14 protein-coding genes are annotated in these 17,709 nt (G+C 36.1%); 6 read left to right on the forward strand and 8 right to left on the reverse strand.

Annotated features, from left to right (window positions below):
• Positions 1-20 precede the first annotated feature (20 nt).
• The 7 genes from MUB18_RS02665 to MUB18_RS02695 form a co-directional block, all read right to left on the reverse strand.
• Positions 21-1,058 (reverse strand): DUF5007 domain-containing protein, encoded by a 1,038-nt coding sequence (locus MUB18_RS02665; protein WP_045752465.1) that lies wholly within the window; start codon positions 1,056-1,058, stop codon positions 21-23.
• A gap of 1 nt (position 1,059) precedes the next feature.
• Positions 1,060-1,728 (reverse strand): fasciclin domain-containing protein, encoded by a 669-nt coding sequence (locus MUB18_RS02670; RefSeq protein ID WP_045752466.1) that lies wholly within the window; start codon positions 1,726-1,728, stop codon positions 1,060-1,062.
• A 17-nt stretch (positions 1,729-1,745) separates the two neighbouring features.
• Positions 1,746-3,263: a RagB/SusD family nutrient uptake outer membrane protein gene (locus tag MUB18_RS02675; RefSeq protein ID WP_045755227.1), complete on the reverse strand. Its 1,518-nt coding sequence runs from the start codon at positions 3,261-3,263 to the stop codon at positions 1,746-1,748.
• 28 nt (positions 3,264-3,291) lie between these two features.
• The gene (locus MUB18_RS02680; protein WP_248754902.1) at positions 3,292-6,225 is read right to left on the reverse strand and encodes a SusC/RagA family TonB-linked outer membrane protein; all 2,934 of its coding nucleotides are present in this window, start codon (positions 6,223-6,225) and stop codon (positions 3,292-3,294) included.
• Between the two features lie 571 nt (positions 6,226-6,796).
• Entirely contained in the window at positions 6,797-7,810 is a 1,014-nt protein-coding gene (gene argC / locus MUB18_RS02685; RefSeq protein WP_248754903.1) for an N-acetyl-gamma-glutamyl-phosphate reductase, read from the reverse strand.
• Between the two features lie 187 nt (positions 7,811-7,997).
• Positions 7,998-9,182, reverse strand: a complete 1,185-nt coding sequence (gene argG, locus MUB18_RS02690; protein ID WP_094771508.1) for an argininosuccinate synthase — start codon at positions 9,180-9,182, stop codon at positions 7,998-8,000.
• 60 nt (positions 9,183-9,242) lie between these two features.
• Positions 9,243-9,959: a GNAT family N-acetyltransferase gene (locus tag MUB18_RS02695; protein ID WP_045754610.1), complete on the reverse strand. Its 717-nt coding sequence runs from the start codon at positions 9,957-9,959 to the stop codon at positions 9,243-9,245.
• A gap of 665 nt (positions 9,960-10,624) precedes the next feature.
• Between MUB18_RS02695 and MUB18_RS02700 the strand changes: the two genes are divergently transcribed.
• Positions 10,625-10,816 (forward strand): hypothetical protein, encoded by a 192-nt coding sequence (locus tag MUB18_RS02700; protein WP_248754904.1) that lies wholly within the window; start codon positions 10,625-10,627, stop codon positions 10,814-10,816.
• A 34-nt stretch (positions 10,817-10,850) separates the two neighbouring features.
• Here the strand turns inward: MUB18_RS02700 and MUB18_RS02705 are convergent, their stop codons facing one another.
• A complete protein-coding gene (locus MUB18_RS02705) occupies positions 10,851-12,983 on the reverse strand; it encodes a S9 family peptidase (protein WP_248754905.1) in 2,133 nt (710 codons plus the stop codon).
• A gap of 167 nt (positions 12,984-13,150) precedes the next feature.
• On the opposite strand from MUB18_RS02705, the gene MUB18_RS02710 reads away from it, so the two are divergent.
• The 5 genes from MUB18_RS02710 (at position 13,151) to MUB18_RS02730 (ending at position 17,709) form a co-directional block, all read left to right on the forward strand.
• A complete protein-coding gene (locus MUB18_RS02710) occupies positions 13,151-14,782 on the forward strand; it encodes a S8 family serine peptidase (protein WP_248754906.1) in 1,632 nt (543 codons plus the stop codon).
• Between the two features lie 72 nt (positions 14,783-14,854).
• Positions 14,855-15,037, forward strand: coding sequence for a hypothetical protein (locus MUB18_RS02715; RefSeq protein ID WP_045754615.1), 183 nt, complete (start codon positions 14,855-14,857; stop codon positions 15,035-15,037).
• Positions 15,038-15,089: 52 nt separating this feature from the next.
• Complete coding sequence (nth, locus tag MUB18_RS02720) at positions 15,090-15,758, forward strand: endonuclease III (RefSeq protein WP_045754616.1); 669 nt, start codon at positions 15,090-15,092, stop codon at positions 15,756-15,758.
• Positions 15,759-15,840: 82 nt separating this feature from the next.
• A complete protein-coding gene (gene recA, locus MUB18_RS02725) occupies positions 15,841-16,860 on the forward strand; it encodes a recombinase RecA (protein ID WP_045754617.1) in 1,020 nt (339 codons plus the stop codon).
• A gap of 75 nt (positions 16,861-16,935) precedes the next feature.
• The gene (locus tag MUB18_RS02730; RefSeq protein ID WP_052627657.1) at positions 16,936-17,709 is read left to right on the forward strand and encodes an endonuclease/exonuclease/phosphatase family protein; all 774 of its coding nucleotides are present in this window, start codon (positions 16,936-16,938) and stop codon (positions 17,707-17,709) included.

The raw sequence follows: 17,709 nt of genomic DNA on the forward strand, positions 1-17,709 counted from the left end.
CTAAATCAATTGGTCTATTATCAATCAAACAAAGGAGATTCATTTGCGAATCGGAACTGAATTTCCCAATCACCAGCTTCATAAATGGCAAAATAAAATCCAAAATAACAATCTTCCAATTGTCCAAAATTTCCCATTCTCCGATATTTAAATTGCATATATGCTTCTCTTCCCGTTGGCGCATACTCGGTCTCTACAGGAGCCAAAGGAATAGGGTAGGCAACATCATAGACCACTTTTTTATTTTCGAAGCGATGATTAAATCCATGTACTAATTTTTCCCAATTGGTTGCACTAAACTTAGCGGCGTCAATAGGATTATTTAGAGAATCTAAGAAACTAATGGTTAGCGTATTAGAACCAGCCCCTTTACTTTCCAGTTTATTGAAATATACATGGATATCCGAATTGAACATGGGTTGTTTGGTTCGATCTCCTAGCATATTCCTCATATTCTGAGGCCAAGTGTAGGGAAGCATGGATAGTCCAGTAATGGGATCTATGATACTTGGCTCATAGGGTCTCTCGCGAAAAGGCTTTAATTTAAAATTACGGATGTAACGACGTCCACCACTATTACTTACCTCGATATCAAACACATATCCAGAATCGGGCTGTGCCTTGATAAAACCTGCATTTGCAGATTCTCCCCAAAAATTTATATTACCAGAATGTTCTAAGACTTCTAAAATTGGACGGTATTCTGTTTTCCTTTTAGCATTAATTTCTGCTATTGATTTTTCAAAACCATTGTAACTTTCCTTCCAGACTGTTACCGGTAATTTATCATCGAAAATTGTCGCTGGTTGCCCGTCAATATCTCGAATGTTTACCATTTTGAATGTTAAAGGCTGCGATGTATTTTGTCCTATAGTGACCAGGTTATTATAAAATGTATTTCTACCTAAAATAGGTGTTATCTCGTTATTACTATACACAATATCCTGCCCTAATGAATCAATATCATCTGGAATATTATTCTTACAAGATGCCAACACGAACAGCCCTAGACCGAACAATGCAACTTGTTTGAGTGGATTGTAAAATTTTATGTTCATGTTATTTATTTAATAATTTGGCTAGTTTACTGAACCCGAAGTTATGGCTGGGACTTAAAATATGAACTGTTCCATTGGTTGTCTTCACATTGACAACCGATGTATTACTTTCTTGCCAGTAACGTTGAAAAATAGAATTATTCATATCGCTCAATTTAATCTGCTGCTGTCCACCATTGGTGATTCCTGATGCAGATGTAACGGTATACATCATATTCATACGATAGTCATCAATACTTCGAATTTCCTTACCTTCTCTAAATTCTTTTAAGTAATTGGTGTTATAGTTACCATTAAAAGCGTAGTGATACAACAAACTATCCAACATCAATTGAGGAATATCTTCAATATAAAGGGGGGATCTATTTGCTGCCATTCTCACTGCATTCATGGCTTCTATCGCATTGGTAAAGCTGCTGTTGGTCATCGCAAAGAATGTCAATGTATCTGTTGTTCCGTTTAACTTGCTCCGCAAATTCGGAACACGCTCTAACGCTAATAATAACGAGTCGTAGCTCGTGCCCTGCGTTTCTAAAAAATTCAATGTGGTTCCTTTAAACTCAGTGTCTTTTAGCTGATAATCTTCATAATAGGTATTTCCTTTTTTACAGGAGGAAAAGCCCATTATCAGTATAAAAAAGGAAAATATGGTATATAAATGTCTTTTCATCTTGATATATTGCTAAGTTATTTCCAATAATTATTTTGTTGTAATTTTGAATTTCGGGACAACACATCTGCTGAAATAGGCCAATAAATTCCACCATTCGTAATCAAATCATTAATGGTTTGATTATTCTTTTTAATTTTTGCTAAACGAATTTGATCATACCATCTCCAACCTTCACCCATCAGTTCGCGACGACGCTCTAGGAAAATTTCTTCCAATAGATCATTTGGAGATGAAGAAATATAAGGTTTCAACCCACGTGCAGATTTGATCTGATTTAAATACTTGATTGCATCGTCACGTTGTCCTAAGACGACTTTAGCTTCTGCTTGTAATAGAATCATTTCTTCCAAACGTGTAAACACAAGGTTTGACCCAAAAATGGAGAAATCGGAATCACCACTACCGTCACGAATCACCTTAATTTTAGAGAAAATAGGAATATCGCCATTGTAATTGCTAAAATAATTGGTCCGAACTAGTCCAGATACTGAATCTATTCCAAATCGTGTGTCATTGACATCATCAAATACTTGATTAATGGTATCGCGAGAGATATAGATGTCTGGCTTAGCTTTTGTAACAATTGGATAACCTAATGTCAGGGATTCAATATGTCCGGTATTGGTGGCTTCGCCTAATTCATATGATGAGCGTATGGCTAAGATCTGCGCTCTTGTACTAGGCCCAAATAAGCCATTTGTAGGATTGACAATATTGGGAACAGAGAGAATATCTAATCCCCCTCTCGAATAGTTGTCAATAACAAATTTGGCATACACATCAGCATTAATATATTTGCCCTGCCAAGCAGCAACGTGTGCTAATAAGGAATATGCTGTCAATTTATTGACTAAAACACCTACCCATACACTGGAATTTTCACCATAATAAGATTGCGTTCCCGCACCATATACATAAGGTAATTCTTCAGCTGCTTTTAAAAGTTCTTCTTCAGCAAAAGCGAGTACTGTCGCCTCTGAAGATTTACCTACTTCGGCAAAACTTCCATTATCATATGAATCTTTTAGTAATGGAACTTCTCCCCAGATACGGACCATGTAGAAATACATGAACGCACGGATAGTTCTAGCTTGTGCAATATCAAATTTTAAATCGCGCTCTGTATATCGCCTATCTTTTTCCATTACTTGCGGCGCTCTTTCTATAAATAATGATGCTGCATTGATAACGGCATAGAAGCGTCTCCAATCGGTCAAATCTTTGACCAAGGGATAAGCTGCTTTTAACTTATTTTCTTGAACACTCCGCAAATCAGCTCGGGAATAGGCAGTGAAATCTCCGTATCGCATTTCGCCATAAACCCAATGTGCATAGCTATTGGATGTTGCAGCACGCATCAATCCATACATGCCCATCAGGTGTGCACGTGTGTCTGAAATGGAAGCCCATTCTTTGCTTTCGGAACCTAAACTGGATGATACAATATCCAATTTTTTATTACAGGAAGTTGCTGAAATTAGAACACTTAGTCCCAGTAACATGACAACACCCAATTGATTAAATCTTTTCATTTTTAACATCTTTTACAGCATAATGATATTATAGTTCCAATTTGATTCCCATAGAAATCATGGGAGACAATGGCAGACCATATCCCGTATAGTAGCCATTGAAGTCCACCAATTCAGGATCTTTTCCAGAAAATTTGGAAATGGTCAATAGGTTGGTTCCGGATACATAAACATAGGCTCTGCGTATCGTCTTGACCTTATCTTTAATGGAGTTAAGGTGCGCAAGATCATAACCTACACTGAGTGCTCTCAGCTTTAGGAAGGATGCGTTTTCTAAAAATAGATCTTGATCAACGCGGTAGGCTACGATCGAACTCCATGGATTATAAATAGGATATTTACTGATATCAACATCTTGTTGCCAATGGAATACTTCGCGAATACCTTCTAAAGAATTGGTATTTTCTGTATTGATGAAATCATATTTATTTGATGCTCGTTGATTCATTGCTTTATGTCCTAAAGCAAAATACCACTGGAAATTAAGGTCAAATCCTTTATAATTAAATTGATTCTGAAATGCTCCAACAATTTTTGGCATCGCATTGCCTTTCATGACACGATCTTCATCGTTTACTTGAAAATCACCATTTTGATCTTTCCAACGTGGATCGCCAACAGCAAAATTTACACCATCAAATTGTAGCTTTTGACCATTCTGTACTGGAATTTCTGATTCTTCGTTATAGATACCTTCATTTTCATACAACCAAAATTGATCAATCGCGTGACCAACTTTTAATAAGCGATCACCAACAACCAATTCCTCACGACCTTCAGGTAATGCCGTCAATTTATTTTGATTAAAGCTTAATGTTAATGAACTTTTCCACTGCAGTGATGCTGGATCTTGGAGTACTTGTGCGCCTAGGTTTAAATCAATTCCTCTATTTTGAACAGCCATACCATTAATAATCTGACCGCTATATCCATATTCTGCTGGTATTGGTGTATTGATCAACTGATTGACATCCTTCTTTTGATAAAGCGATAATGCAAAATCTAAGCGTTTATTAAGTAATGATCCATCAAAAGTCAACTCGGCATGATCGGTATAGGGCCAATTGATATCGTAACCTACCCATCCTTCGGAATAAGGGCGTGAAGCTACGGCAAAACCATTGTAGGAAACAAGTGATTTCTCAGAACCCCAATTTAGATCTGCAGTATAATTTGGACCAATGGCATATTTACTCGTAAAAATAGGTTTTCCGATTCTAGCCCATGATGCTTTTACATCAAAATGATTCCATAGTCCGTCATTGGCTTCTGGAATAAAGTGATATTTTGCTGCAAACGCAGGAGTTGCGATCCATCTCGAATCAGGCTGCATGGTGGAAGAGCCATCGTAACGTAAAACAGCATTTACATCTAACTTATTATTCCAGCTGTATTCTCCTGAAAGATACAAAGAATGTAATCTAAAGTCTTCGCGATTTGACCAGCGATTGACATATAAACCACCCACTGGTTTTAAATAACCAGCATTATTAGAATTTCCATCAACAACATTGACTTTGATGAAATCATTAGGACCATCGTATGCACGTGCATAACTGTAACGGTATAAATCTTGCGTATATGCAGACCCTAAAGTGAAATTGAATTTATGCTTTTCTTGAACGGTGAGATTATAATTGACAGAATTATTAAAAACCAAACGTTGATTAAATCCAAAATAACTTGACATATAATTATTCGTTTCCATCAAGGAACTTGGAAAAAATGCTTGTCGAGCCCCCTCGGAATAATCGACACCTAAGCTGGAATTAAATTTCAAATTAGGAAGTAGATACAGGTCCAAATTGACCAAGAGGTTAAGCATGTTTACAGAATTATTATCTAGGGCTTTGTCATACATAGATAAGTACTCAGTGTACATCGCTTTATTGGGAGAAATAGGGACAGATAAATCTGGAACATATGAGGCTTCTCCGAAACGGTCTCTTAAGCTTTTATTACGATCTCTTAGACTACGGCTGGCATTAATGGTGGTTCCAAAATTAAACCACTTAAACGGTGCCATATTGACGTTGAACAACGCATTATAACGCTCAAAATTTGTTTTATCTGCAGAACTGGCATTTTTAACGTATCCGCCCATAAAGGCAAAATTGGCGCGATCTCCACCACCACGGATCCCCAAGTTTCCGCCGTAAATGGGAGTTGTCTTATAATACTCTTCATTCCAATTTGCGGGACCGTAATAATTTACATTTGTCGAGTCACTTAAATAACCTGGATAAGCTAATCGATCAAATGTAGAAGCATATTTGCTATAGAATGAAGACCTAAATAGATTTTCATATTGCGCATTCACAGTTGTTACAGTTGGTTTTGTTGCCATCCCTACATAGGCATCAAAATTAATTTCACGCTTGCCTTCTTTACCTGGTTTAGTTAAAATCCAAATTGCTCCATTAGCAGCAAGAGGTCCTAATTTTGCTAATTCAATGGGGTCTTTAATCACTTGAATCGATTCAATAGCAGATAAATCTATACCAGCAAAATTATCTGTTGCTGGACCTATCCGATTAAATTGATATTGTTGAATAGAATACGTAAAGTTGTTCTCTCGAGCGATAGGAACACCATTGATGTACACTGCAGGCTGTACGTTAATAGCATCTTTAGTTTCAAAGAGCGGGCTTCCTAGTCCTCGGATAACCATGTTCTTGATAGAACCCGGTTCTCCACTGGACTCTTGAACATAAAGTCCAGAAACTTGACCTTTCAATACTTCGGAAATACTTACCAAAGGTAAGGTCTCCACCTGCTTGAAATTGAGGCTATCCTTGACCGATTTCTTTTGCAACAAGGATTTTAACCTCCCTCGCAAAAGCTGTTGATCCACTTCGCTTATTTCAGAAGTGTCTTGCTGCATCCGCCACATATCCCAAGAACGGGCATGTGTTTTTTGCAACATCGGGACAAGAAATAAAAAACAAAAAAGTCTTTTCATCCGATTTTAATTTAGGCTTAAAAATTAAAAATGCAACTCTTATGGTTAGTATAATAAGCTGCGGCTATTCGCTATTTAAAAGCGTTAATAATTGATAGTTAGTAACAATTATATAACATTATTTTAAATTCAAAAGCATCGCTATCAAACGAAATCGTTTGCGCAAACTACACAATCGATTGCAAAAGTTTATGTATAACATAAGTTGATTTGTTCTCAGGATAAATGCATTATAGCCCATTAAAATATCTTAAATGCTATTTTTACCACATTCTTTTGATCATTTTAAAGATTTTTAATCTTGAACGCCAAGGAAGATCCTAAGGATCAAAAGACTAACAAACGTGCTATGAAAGAAGGAATAATATATTTATTAGGACGATAATACTGGGAATTAGACTATCGATATTAAAAAAATCGTGATCGATTAGCATCTGAAAGGAATTGCTGAACAAACTCTAGTGTCGGAGACAATCAAGGAAGGAATTTAGTCCGAATCAGTCATGCAACAAAAAAAAGCGAAGCCCATGATGGTCTTCACTTTTCAATTACATAATATTTTGGAATAGATTTAGAATCCTACACTTTTTAAATTTAAGCCCATTCTTTCGTTTAAACCAAACATTAAGTTCATATTTTGTACCGCTTGGCCTGATGCTCCTTTTAACAAATTATCAGTTGCATTTAAGATTAACAATTTGTTGCCGTGTTTTTCTAAATGAATAATACTTTTATTTGTATTGACAACTTGTTTCAGATCGATATTTTCTCGGCTCACATGTGTGAATGAATGTCCTTCATAATAAGTCTCATACAACTCATAAGCCTGTTCTTCCGATAAGTCTGAATCGACATATATCACTGAAAATATTCCTCTTGTAAAATCACCTCGTTGTGGGACAAAGTTGATTTTCGCTGCCGCACGCTCTAATAATGTTTGATCGGACTGAGGAAGGAATCCATCTTGCAACTGTGCTAAAGATTCTGATATTTCCTGTACATGTTGGTGTTCAAATGATTTATAGGCTGATAGATTATTATTTCTCCATGAGAAGTGTGTAGTTGGTCCAGGTTTCTGACCCGCTCCTGTCGAACCTGTTGTTGCATTGATATGGATCTGCTCTGGTAATAATCCTTTGTATGCCAATGGTAGAAGCGCTAATTGAATATTGGTGGCAAAGCAGCCTGGATTGGCAACATATTGTGCCGATTTGATCACTTCTCTATTTAATTCTGGCAATCCATAAACAAATTGTTGACCTTGATAAGAAGTATTCGCTTTTAAGCGAAAATCCTGAGATAAATCAATAATTTTTACCGATGCATCTACTGGATTTGCGTCTAAAAATTTCTTTGCGTCGCCATGACCTACACACAAAAATAACACGTCAATATTGGAATGAAAATCTGAAGAAAAAGTTAATTCGGTATCGCCAAATAGGTCATTGTGCACTTCATAAATTTTATTTCCTGCATTGGAAGCGCTATTTGCAAATACAATTTCAACTTCTGGATGGTATATCAATATCCGTAATAACTCACCTCCTGTATACCCCGCTGATCCTACTATTCCTACTTTTATCATTTTTTAGTATTTAGATTATTAATTGGACTAGGCCATGTATGTACCTAATATCTGCTTTCATTCCATGATCTATCAGTGAAACCAATGGATGTTAAAAATGGATCCCTATCTCAAATGATGAGTTTGGGATCCATTACTTTTTTTAATAGAAAATTAATGACATCGAATAAATTGTATCTATATATCTTTATTTTCCGTTGACTTTATGCCAAATAATGGTTTGATTACCAAATATTTTAGAGAATCCTTTTACATCATCTCCAGTATATCCAGCATTCATCTCTCCATATGTTCCAAATTTATTAGACATCAAATCATGTTCCGATTCAATACCGATCACAATAAAACGATATGGATGCAACTCGACAATTACTTTTCCTGTAACTGCTTCTTGTGTTGATGTTAGGAATGCTTCGATATCACGCATAACGGGATCATGCATCTGTCCTTCGTGCATATAATTGCCATAGAATCCTGCAATCTGGTCTTTCCAAGATAGTTGCCATTTTGTCAAGGTATGCTTTTCTAAAGCATGATGTGCTTTGATCAATACTACTGATGCAGCAGCCTCAAATCCTACACGACCTTTGATACCAATAATGGTATCTCCTACATGGATATCACGGCCGATACCATAAGGCTGAGCCAATGCTTGCAATTCTTGAATAACACTTACGGCATCTAATGTTTTGCCGTTCAAGGCTGTTGGTTCACCTTTTACAAAATCAATAGTGATCTGTTGAGGTTCTGTCGCGGTAACAGGTGTTGGCCAAGCAGACTCTGGTAAATATTGATTAGAAGTCAATGTTTCTGCCCCTCCTACTGAAGTTCCCCAAAGACCTTTGTTAATGGAATATTTGGCTTTTTCAGCAGAATATTCAACTCCATGTTTATTCAAATATTCGATTTCATCTTCACGTGATAATTGTAAGTCACGTATCGGTGTTATGATCTCGACTCCTGGAATTAATGTATGGAAGATCATATCAAAACGTACTTGATCGTTACCTGCTCCTGTAGAACCGTGTGCTACGCATTCGGCTCCAATTTTCTTTGCATAATTGGCAATAGCTGTGGCCTGACAAACACGTTCTGCTGAAACGGATAATGGATAAGTTGCGTTTTTCAATACATTACCAAAAATTAAATATTTAATAGTTTCGCGGTAATAGTCTTGCGTTTCATCAATAGCTGTGTGCGATTTTACACCTAAAGCATAAGCTCTCGCTTCAATTTGTTTTAATTCCTCCTCTGAGAAACCACCTGTGTTAACTACTACTGAGTGAACTTCTAAACCTAAATCTTGTGTCAAATAAATACAGCAAAATGATGTATCTAACCCGCCACTAAATGCTAAAACTACTTTTTTCATCTTTTTGGATTAATTCGTTGATCAACCTCACACAGAGGTTAAATCAAAAATATAAAAAACTTAAAACTCCTTAACTACTTTTTTACTCTTATGGAAATTGACCGCAACGAACTTTTTTGCTGATTTCCATAATTTTGCTTCTATCCGCTTCAATAGGGATTGTTTTTGCGTAATACGCTCTAATCTTTCTTTTGCTTCTGCCTTTCGCTGAATTTTTTCTTTCAACTCACGTTCTTTATCAACAGGATCCCAAAGCATCGCTGTACACATGCAGTTCTTACGGTCCTTACTCAATAAAATATCGTAATTTACGCAGCTTTGGCAGCCTTTCCAAAACTCCTCATCTTGTGTCAATTCGGAATAGGTCACCGGCTCGTAACCAAGTTCTGAATTGATTTTCATCACCGCCAGACCTGTTGTTAAACCGAATATCTTAGCATGTGGATATTTTTCTCTAGATAATTCGAAAACTCTTTTTTTAATCGCTTTTGCCAAACCTACTTTTCGAAATTCGGGATTGACAATTAATCCGGAATTGGCAACATAGTCGCCATGTCCCCAGGTCTCGATATAGACAAACCCCGCCCATCGACCATCTTTATGTAAAGCAATAACAGCTTTACCTTCAACCATTTTATTGGCAACATACTCTGGTTTGCGACGAGCAATACCAGTCCCCCGAGCTTTTGCAGACTCGAACATTTCATTGCAAATCTGCTCAGCATATGCAACATGCTCAGGCTTTGCTGGAATAATTAAAAATTCTGAAATAGTCATTGACTTACGACCCAAATAATAAAACGAACAATCGAAATTGCGTTTTGCTATGAAAAAACAATTAATAAAATCGTGGAGCGCCATCATCGGACCTGATGATATTACTAAAAAGAAAGATCACTACCTCATATCAAGCCCGAGGTAGTATGGGTCGTCGAAAGCGAAGAACCGGAATCTCCATAAAAATAAAAGAACAATATCCCCTTACGGCAAACTTTTCAAAAGCATGCAGCTGAGAGAACTTATATATATTGTTATTCTTCATTTTCTAGTTATTGTCTTCCTATGTGACGCTGCAAATGTATAAAATAATTTTTTTCTTTTCGGCAATAATACTGCTCATTTTTTATAAAATGACAAAAAACAATAAAAAGAAGAAAATATTGGACATAAAAGCTATAAATCAACTACTTAAATCAATTTACTACAATGAATATCGGATAAATAAAAAAACCATTATCCTAATAAAAATGAATATTCTTTAATAACTTACCATCAATGTTTTAAAAAAATAAAGAAATAGAAACTTTTAGTATTCTCATTAAAATTAGATAATTTTGTACTTCATCGGTGAATATATAAAGTTTACCATTAGTACACAACGTCATATGAGCACACCTAGTATCATTTTCTATTGCATTTTTGGTATACCGTACTTTATTTTTATGTATTGGTTAGTTAAACAAGATAAACAAAAGTATGCTTGGGGAATAGCACTTATTACTGTAATCGCTGTCCTTGCTATATATGTATCGCAAAAAGCGAGTAAAGTGGCGATCGATAATTATCAACAGCATCAAATTGATTCTAGACAAATAGAACATGATGAAAAAATGGATAGTTTAAACCATAAATAAATCAAGCGCCAAGGGCGCTTGATTTATTTATGGTTTATTTTTCAATATGCTCCAAGGCAAACAAAAATGCATAGTTAAGCGCAATATCCTTGAGATAATCAAATCGTCCTGATGCTCCCCCATGACCATATTCCATATCTGTTTTCAGCAATAATACATGATTATCGGTTTTCATCTTTCTCAACTTTGCTACCCATTTTGCTGGTTCAAAGTATTGCACTTGACTATCGTGTAACCCAGTAGTGACTAGCATGTTGGGATATTCTTTTTCTTCTATATTTTCATAGGGAGAATAGCTCTTCATATATTGATAAGCTTCTTTATCATTTGGATTTCCCCATTCATCGTATTCATTAGTCGTCAGGGGGATACCTTCATCGAGCATAGTGTTGACTACATCCACAAAAGGAACTTGTGCAATGATGCCATTCCAAAGTTGGGGTTCCATATTGGCCACAGCTCCCATCAAAAGTCCTCCGGCACTTCCTCCTTGGGCATAAAGGTGCCCTATGCTGGTCAATTTTTGATCAATCAAATAATGACCACAGGCAATAAAATCGGTAAATGTATTGATCTTATTCATCATTTTTCCTTCCTCATACCATTTCCGTCCCATTTCCTCTCCTCCGCGGATGTGAGCGATGGCATAGATAAAACCACGATCTAATAGGCTTAATCTAGCGCTGCTGAATGTTGGGTCCATGGCATATCCATAAGAACCATACGCATATAATAGTAACGGTGCTGAACCATCTTTCTTGGTGCTATTTTTATAGACAAGTGAAATAGGAATACGTACACCATCTTTTGATATTGCATATAGGCGTTCTGTTGTATACGCACTTACATCATAACCTCCAACTACTTCTTGTTGCTTCAATAAGATTTTTTCCTTAGTTTCTAGATGATATTCATAGGTCGAGGAGGGTGTTACCAATGAAGTATAGCCGTAACGCAATTTATCGGTATGATATTCAACATTGGTACTTGGGTAGACAGTGTAGGCAACTTCTCCAAAATCAAGATAATGCTGCTCTTTGCTTGTCAAATGATGTACAGCAATATGAGATAACCCATCTTTTCGTTCGGAAATGACCAAATAGTTTTTGAATTCATCGACATCAGTTACCAGTACGTCTTCGCGGTGAGGAATAAATGTTGTCCACTGTGCTTTACTTGTTTTTTCGAGTGGGCATTGCATAACTTTAAAATTTATGGCATCATCATTTGTCACGATCAGAAAACGGTCTTCTAAAGCCGTAACTTGATAGAGTACATCTTTTATGCGGGGTTGAAATACTTGAAAATCTCCATTTGGATGATCAGACTTTAGGTATAAAACCTCTGATGAAAGTGTTCCTTCTGATTGAATAAATATATATTCACCATTCTTGGATTTGCTGACACCGATGTAATTGGTATTATCTATTTCAGTGTATACAGTGACGTCATCATCTGTCTGGCTTCCCAATGTATGCCTCTTAATTTTTTCACTTAAGAGTGTCACCGGATTTTTTGAGGTATAAAATAGCGTTTTATTATCCTTTGCCCAGATGGAACTCCCCGATGTTCTATGTAGTTCATCTTGATAGATCTCCCCTGTAATTAGATTTTTAATGTATATGGTATACTCTCTTCGTGATACAGTATCGACACCAAAAGACATCAGACTGTTGTCAGGGCTTATCGAGAATCCAGTAGCAGAATAATACGCATAACCCTCTGCCATGGCATCTATATCCAGCAGAATCTCTTCTCTGGCACCAGACTGATCTTTTTTTCTACAAAACTTAAAATATTGCTTACCTTCTTCTGTACGAGTATAATAATAATATCCATTTTTAAGATATGGAACTGATTCATCTTTTTCCTGAATGCGCGCTTTCATCTCCTGAAACAGCTGCTCTTGCAATCTTGCAGTAGGTTTTAGCAATGCATCTGTATAATCATTCTCTTTTTTTAAATAGTCAATGACCAATTCTGCATCTGGTCCTTTCTTAAAAAAATCATTCATCCAATAATATTCATCGACTGTCTGATCATGATGAATATCTCTTATGTGCGGTTTGACCGACGCTATAGGGGGGGATAACGACTCTTTTTTTGATTCTTTTGCTTCGGACTGTTCTGCTGAAACTGCTCCTATAATGCTATTTAAAATAATCATACCTAATATACTTTTACAGATGAGATAATCCTGAATAATTAAAAAAATTCAGAATTATATAAAAAGTAAAAATAAGGATGTATTCGCATTATTTAATAAAAATTAACATTTTAAGCCCCTTCCTAGCATTATATTTGCAGATCGTAATAAGATCAAAATATCAACAGATGAATTTAAGAAGATTACTTTATGTATTTGCTATAGGACTAATACCAGTTTTGGGATATACTCAAGATAATAAAAGCGTGCCTGAAAATTGGTTTAATTTAGATTATGAGAAAGATGGTGTTCTAGGCATCAGTACAGAGAAGACTTATGGAAGCCTTTTAAAAGGCAAAAAATCAACACCGGTTATTGTTGCGGTGCTGGATGGAGGGGTCGATGTCAATCATGAAGATCTGAAAAATGTGGTGTGGATCAATGTTAAGGATAGCTTATCTAATGGAATTGATAACGACAACAATGGATTTATCAATGATCGATATGGGTGGAATTTTATTGGTAATGCAAAAGGTGAAAATGTACAGTTTGATAATTTAGAGCTAACCAGATTAATTCGTAAGAATGCGCCGAAATATAGGGGGGTAACTGCCGCTACCATATTAACTGACCAGGAGAAACGAGCTTACAATGCCTACCTGAAAATGGTCGAAACCTATAATGAAAAATTAGATGATGCAAAGTATGGCGCGATGAACTATGTCGCGCTTAAAGAGAATATAGATAATCTGGTAAAAGGTATCAACAAAGATAAATCACAAATCACCACAGCAGATCTGGACAGCCTTAATCCTGCTGGCAATCGTCAAAAAATAGCAATTCGAATTGCTAAAGAAGAGATCGAAAAAGCTGGGGGATTTGCTAAATTTTATCAGGATTTAAAGGAGGGGGCTGATTATTTTGGTAATCAAATTGCTTATCACTTGAACAAAGATTATGATTCTCGTTCTATTGTTGGCGACAACTATGATGATACTAGTGAATATCACTATGGCAATCCAGATGTAACTGGACCCGATGCACTACACGGTACTCATGTTGCTGGTATCATTGCTGCCGATCGTACAAATAGTATTGGTATTAAAGGCGTGGCCGATAATGTCAAGATTTTATCCGTACGTCTTGTTCCTGATGGTGATGAACGTGATAAGGATGTTGCTAATGGTATTCGTTATGCGGTGGATAACGGTGCAAAAGTAATTAATATGAGTTTTGGCAAGAGCTATATATATAATAAAAAAACAGTTGATCAGGCTGTACAATACGCAATGTCAAAAGATGTTTTGCTCGTGCATGCTGCTGGTAATGATAGTGAGAATAATGATTTATCACCTAACTATCCCAATAAGTTTTTCACGGATAGTCTTGGCGCAATAACTGGAGTTGCTGATGCTTGGATCACCGTCGGTGCAACTGGTCCTCGTAAAGATGAGGAACTTCTAGCTAGTTTTTCTAATTACGGCAAGACGTCGGTGGATGTGTTTGCTCCTGGGCTATACATCAATTCGACTGCACCGCACTCGGAGTATAAAGAGGAACAAGGTACAAGTATGGCCGCTCCCGTTGTAGCGGGACTAGCTGCCATGCTGCGATCTTACTATCCACAATTAACGGCTTTGGAAACTAAAGAAATTATCATGAATTCTGTTACAAAACTAGAAGATACCGTACGTATTAAATTGGAAGATGGATCTTTTAAGACCGTAAATTTATCTGATATATCCCTTTCTGGTGGTATTGTAAACGCATATACGGCAGTGGAAAAAGCAAATGAATATATCACAAAAAAGAAAAAATAAAATATTGACATAATATTTGCATCTTGTTTTACGTTTTACTTATAAATTTAACGATAACAACAAGGATTGCGTATGGTCGAAAACTTTACAACTGAACATGAAGTTAAGAACATCGAAACAGAAGCAAAATTTTCTGATGAAGATGTGGAGCAACAATTAAAACTTCAGCTACCGAATATGATGATGAATCCAAGTGATTCATGCATTGAACATATTTTGAATTATTCAAAATTGGTAGTTACTAAAAAGGCTTAGTCGGGAGATTAAGCTTTTTTATTTTTTAAAAACTTGACTATCTTTGGTAGATATGTTGAAAAAAGATAGATATAAAGCTTTTGTAGAATACTTTTCTAAAAATAGTCCAGATGCGCAAACAGAATTGAACTATAGTAATCCGTATGAATTATTAGTTGCTGTTATCTTATCTGCACAATGCACCGATAAACGAATCAATCTGGTAACTCCTAAACTTTTTCAACAGTTTCCTAATGCTGAAGCTTTGGCCAATAGCAGTGTGGATGAAGTATTTACTTATATCCGTTCGGTCAGTTACCCTAATAATAAAGCGAAACATTTAGTTGGTATGGCTAAAATGCTGGTCGATGTATTTGACTCAGTAGTTCCAGAAAAAATTGAGGACCTGATCAAACTGCCTGGTGTAGGTAGGAAAACAGCAAACGTAATCTCATCAGTGGTGTATAACAAGCCTGCTATGGCTGTCGACACACACGTGTTTCGTGTGAGTAATAGACTTGGATTAACGAGCCGTGCCACCACACCTCTTGCAGTAGAAAAGCAATTAGTCAAATATTTACCCGAACATACTATTGCAATCGCGCACCATTGGTTAATATTACATGGACGATACATTTGCTTGGCTCGAAAACCACAATGTGATAAATGTGCCATTACTTATATGTGTAAATACTTTGAAAAGACGCATCAAGTAAAAGAAATCAAGGAAAGCGTCAATTAAAAAATATAGACTAATTTTTTTAGTAAAAATATTTTGTGAATTAAAAACTATTGTGTACTTTTGAATCAACAATACTAAAAATATGAGCAACCCAGATAAATTAAAAGCGTTACAGCTTACATTAGATAAATTAGAAAAATCATATGGCAAAGGTGCCATTATGAAATTAGGAGATACTACTGTTGAGGCTATCGAATCTATCTCTACAGGTTCTTTAGGTCTAGATATCGCATTAGGCATCGGTGGTGTACCTAAAGGACGTATCATTGAAATATATGGTCCTGAATCTTCTGGTAAAACAACCCTAGCGACCCATATCATTGCTGAAGCTCAAAAGACAGGCGGGATTGCAGCGTTCATCGATGCGGAACATGCTTTTGACAAATATTACGCTCAGAAATTAGGGGTTGATGTAGAAAATTTATTAATTGCACAACCTGATAATGGGGAGCAGGCTTTAGAAATTGCAGATAACTTAATTCGTTCTGGAGCTATTGACATTATCGTTATTGACTCGGTAGCTGCTTTAGTACCAAAAGCGGAGATTGAAGGTGAAATGGGTGATTCAAAAATGGGTCTTCAAGCACGTTTAATGTCTCAAGCTTTACGTAAGTTAACGGGTACCATTTCAAAAACAAACTGCTGTTGTATTTTTATCAATCAACTTCGTGAAAAAATTGGAGTTATGTTTGGTAATCCTGAAACGACTACTGGTGGTAACGCATTGAAATTCTATGCATCTGTCCGTTTAGACATTCGCCGTACTTCTCAAATCAAAGATTCTGATGAAGTATCGGGTAATCGTATAAAAGTAAAAATTGTTAAGAACAAAGTAGCTCCTCCGTTTCGTATAGCAGAATTTGATATCATGTTTGGAGAAGGTATTTCTAAAGTTGGTGAAATCATCGATTTAGGTGTTGAATATAATATCATCAAAAAAGCGGGTTCATGGTTTAGCTATGGCGAAACGAAATTAGGTCAAGGTCGCGATGCTGTAAAAAACCTATTGCATGATAATCCAGATTTAGCAGATGAGTTAGAAGCTAAGATCAGAGCTGAAGTTTCGGGTGTAGATCCTAACCTCGTTTTAGAAGAAGGTTAATTTTATATAATATAAATAATTTAGGTATAGCCATTCCCAAAAGAATGGCTATATTTATTTTTAAAACCTTTGCCAATGAAAAATCATATTTTTCCTTATTTCATTCTTTCCATTTTATGTTGTAGTTCGTTCGGACTTGCAGCACAGCAATTAAAGATATTGACTTATAATATCCATCACGCGAATCCTCCTAGTGAAAATGAAACTGTTATCAATTTAGATACTATTGCTGCTATTATCAAAAGAACACATGCTGACCTAGTGGGCTTACAAGAAATTGATGTTAACTTAGATCGTTCTCAAAATATCGATCAAGCGAAAAAATTAGCTGAACTTACGGGTATGCATTACTTTTTCTCTAAAGGAATTAACCTTGATGCAGGTGAATATGGCACTGTCATCCTTTCGAAATATCCTATTGTAAAAACCGAACGCTTGGAGCTTCCCTCTCCTATTACGAGTGAAAAAAGAAGTTTAGGCATCATCCATATTAAATTAAATGGAAGGACAATCAAATTTGCGAATACACATCTTGATCTCAAAAACGAAAATAGACTGGCACAAACGGCTTTTATCATCGATAAGTTTAAAAATGATCAGGAACTTGTTATTTTAGTTGGAGATCTCAATGCACGACCTGAAGAGCAACCTATCCGCAACTTAGAAAAAGTATTTACACGAAGTGAAATCAAAAACGGATTTACAATACCTGAAGTAAATCCTGATCGTGAAATTGATTTTATCATGATAAATAAAGGAAATCAATTTAAATTTAAAAATCATCATGTTTTATCCGAAACCTACGCCAGTGATCACAGACCTGTGTATGTTGAAATTAATGCCCAATAA

The organism is Sphingobacterium sp. PCS056 (assembly GCF_023273895.1).
GTDB lineage: Bacteria > Bacteroidota > Bacteroidia > Sphingobacteriales > Sphingobacteriaceae > Sphingobacterium.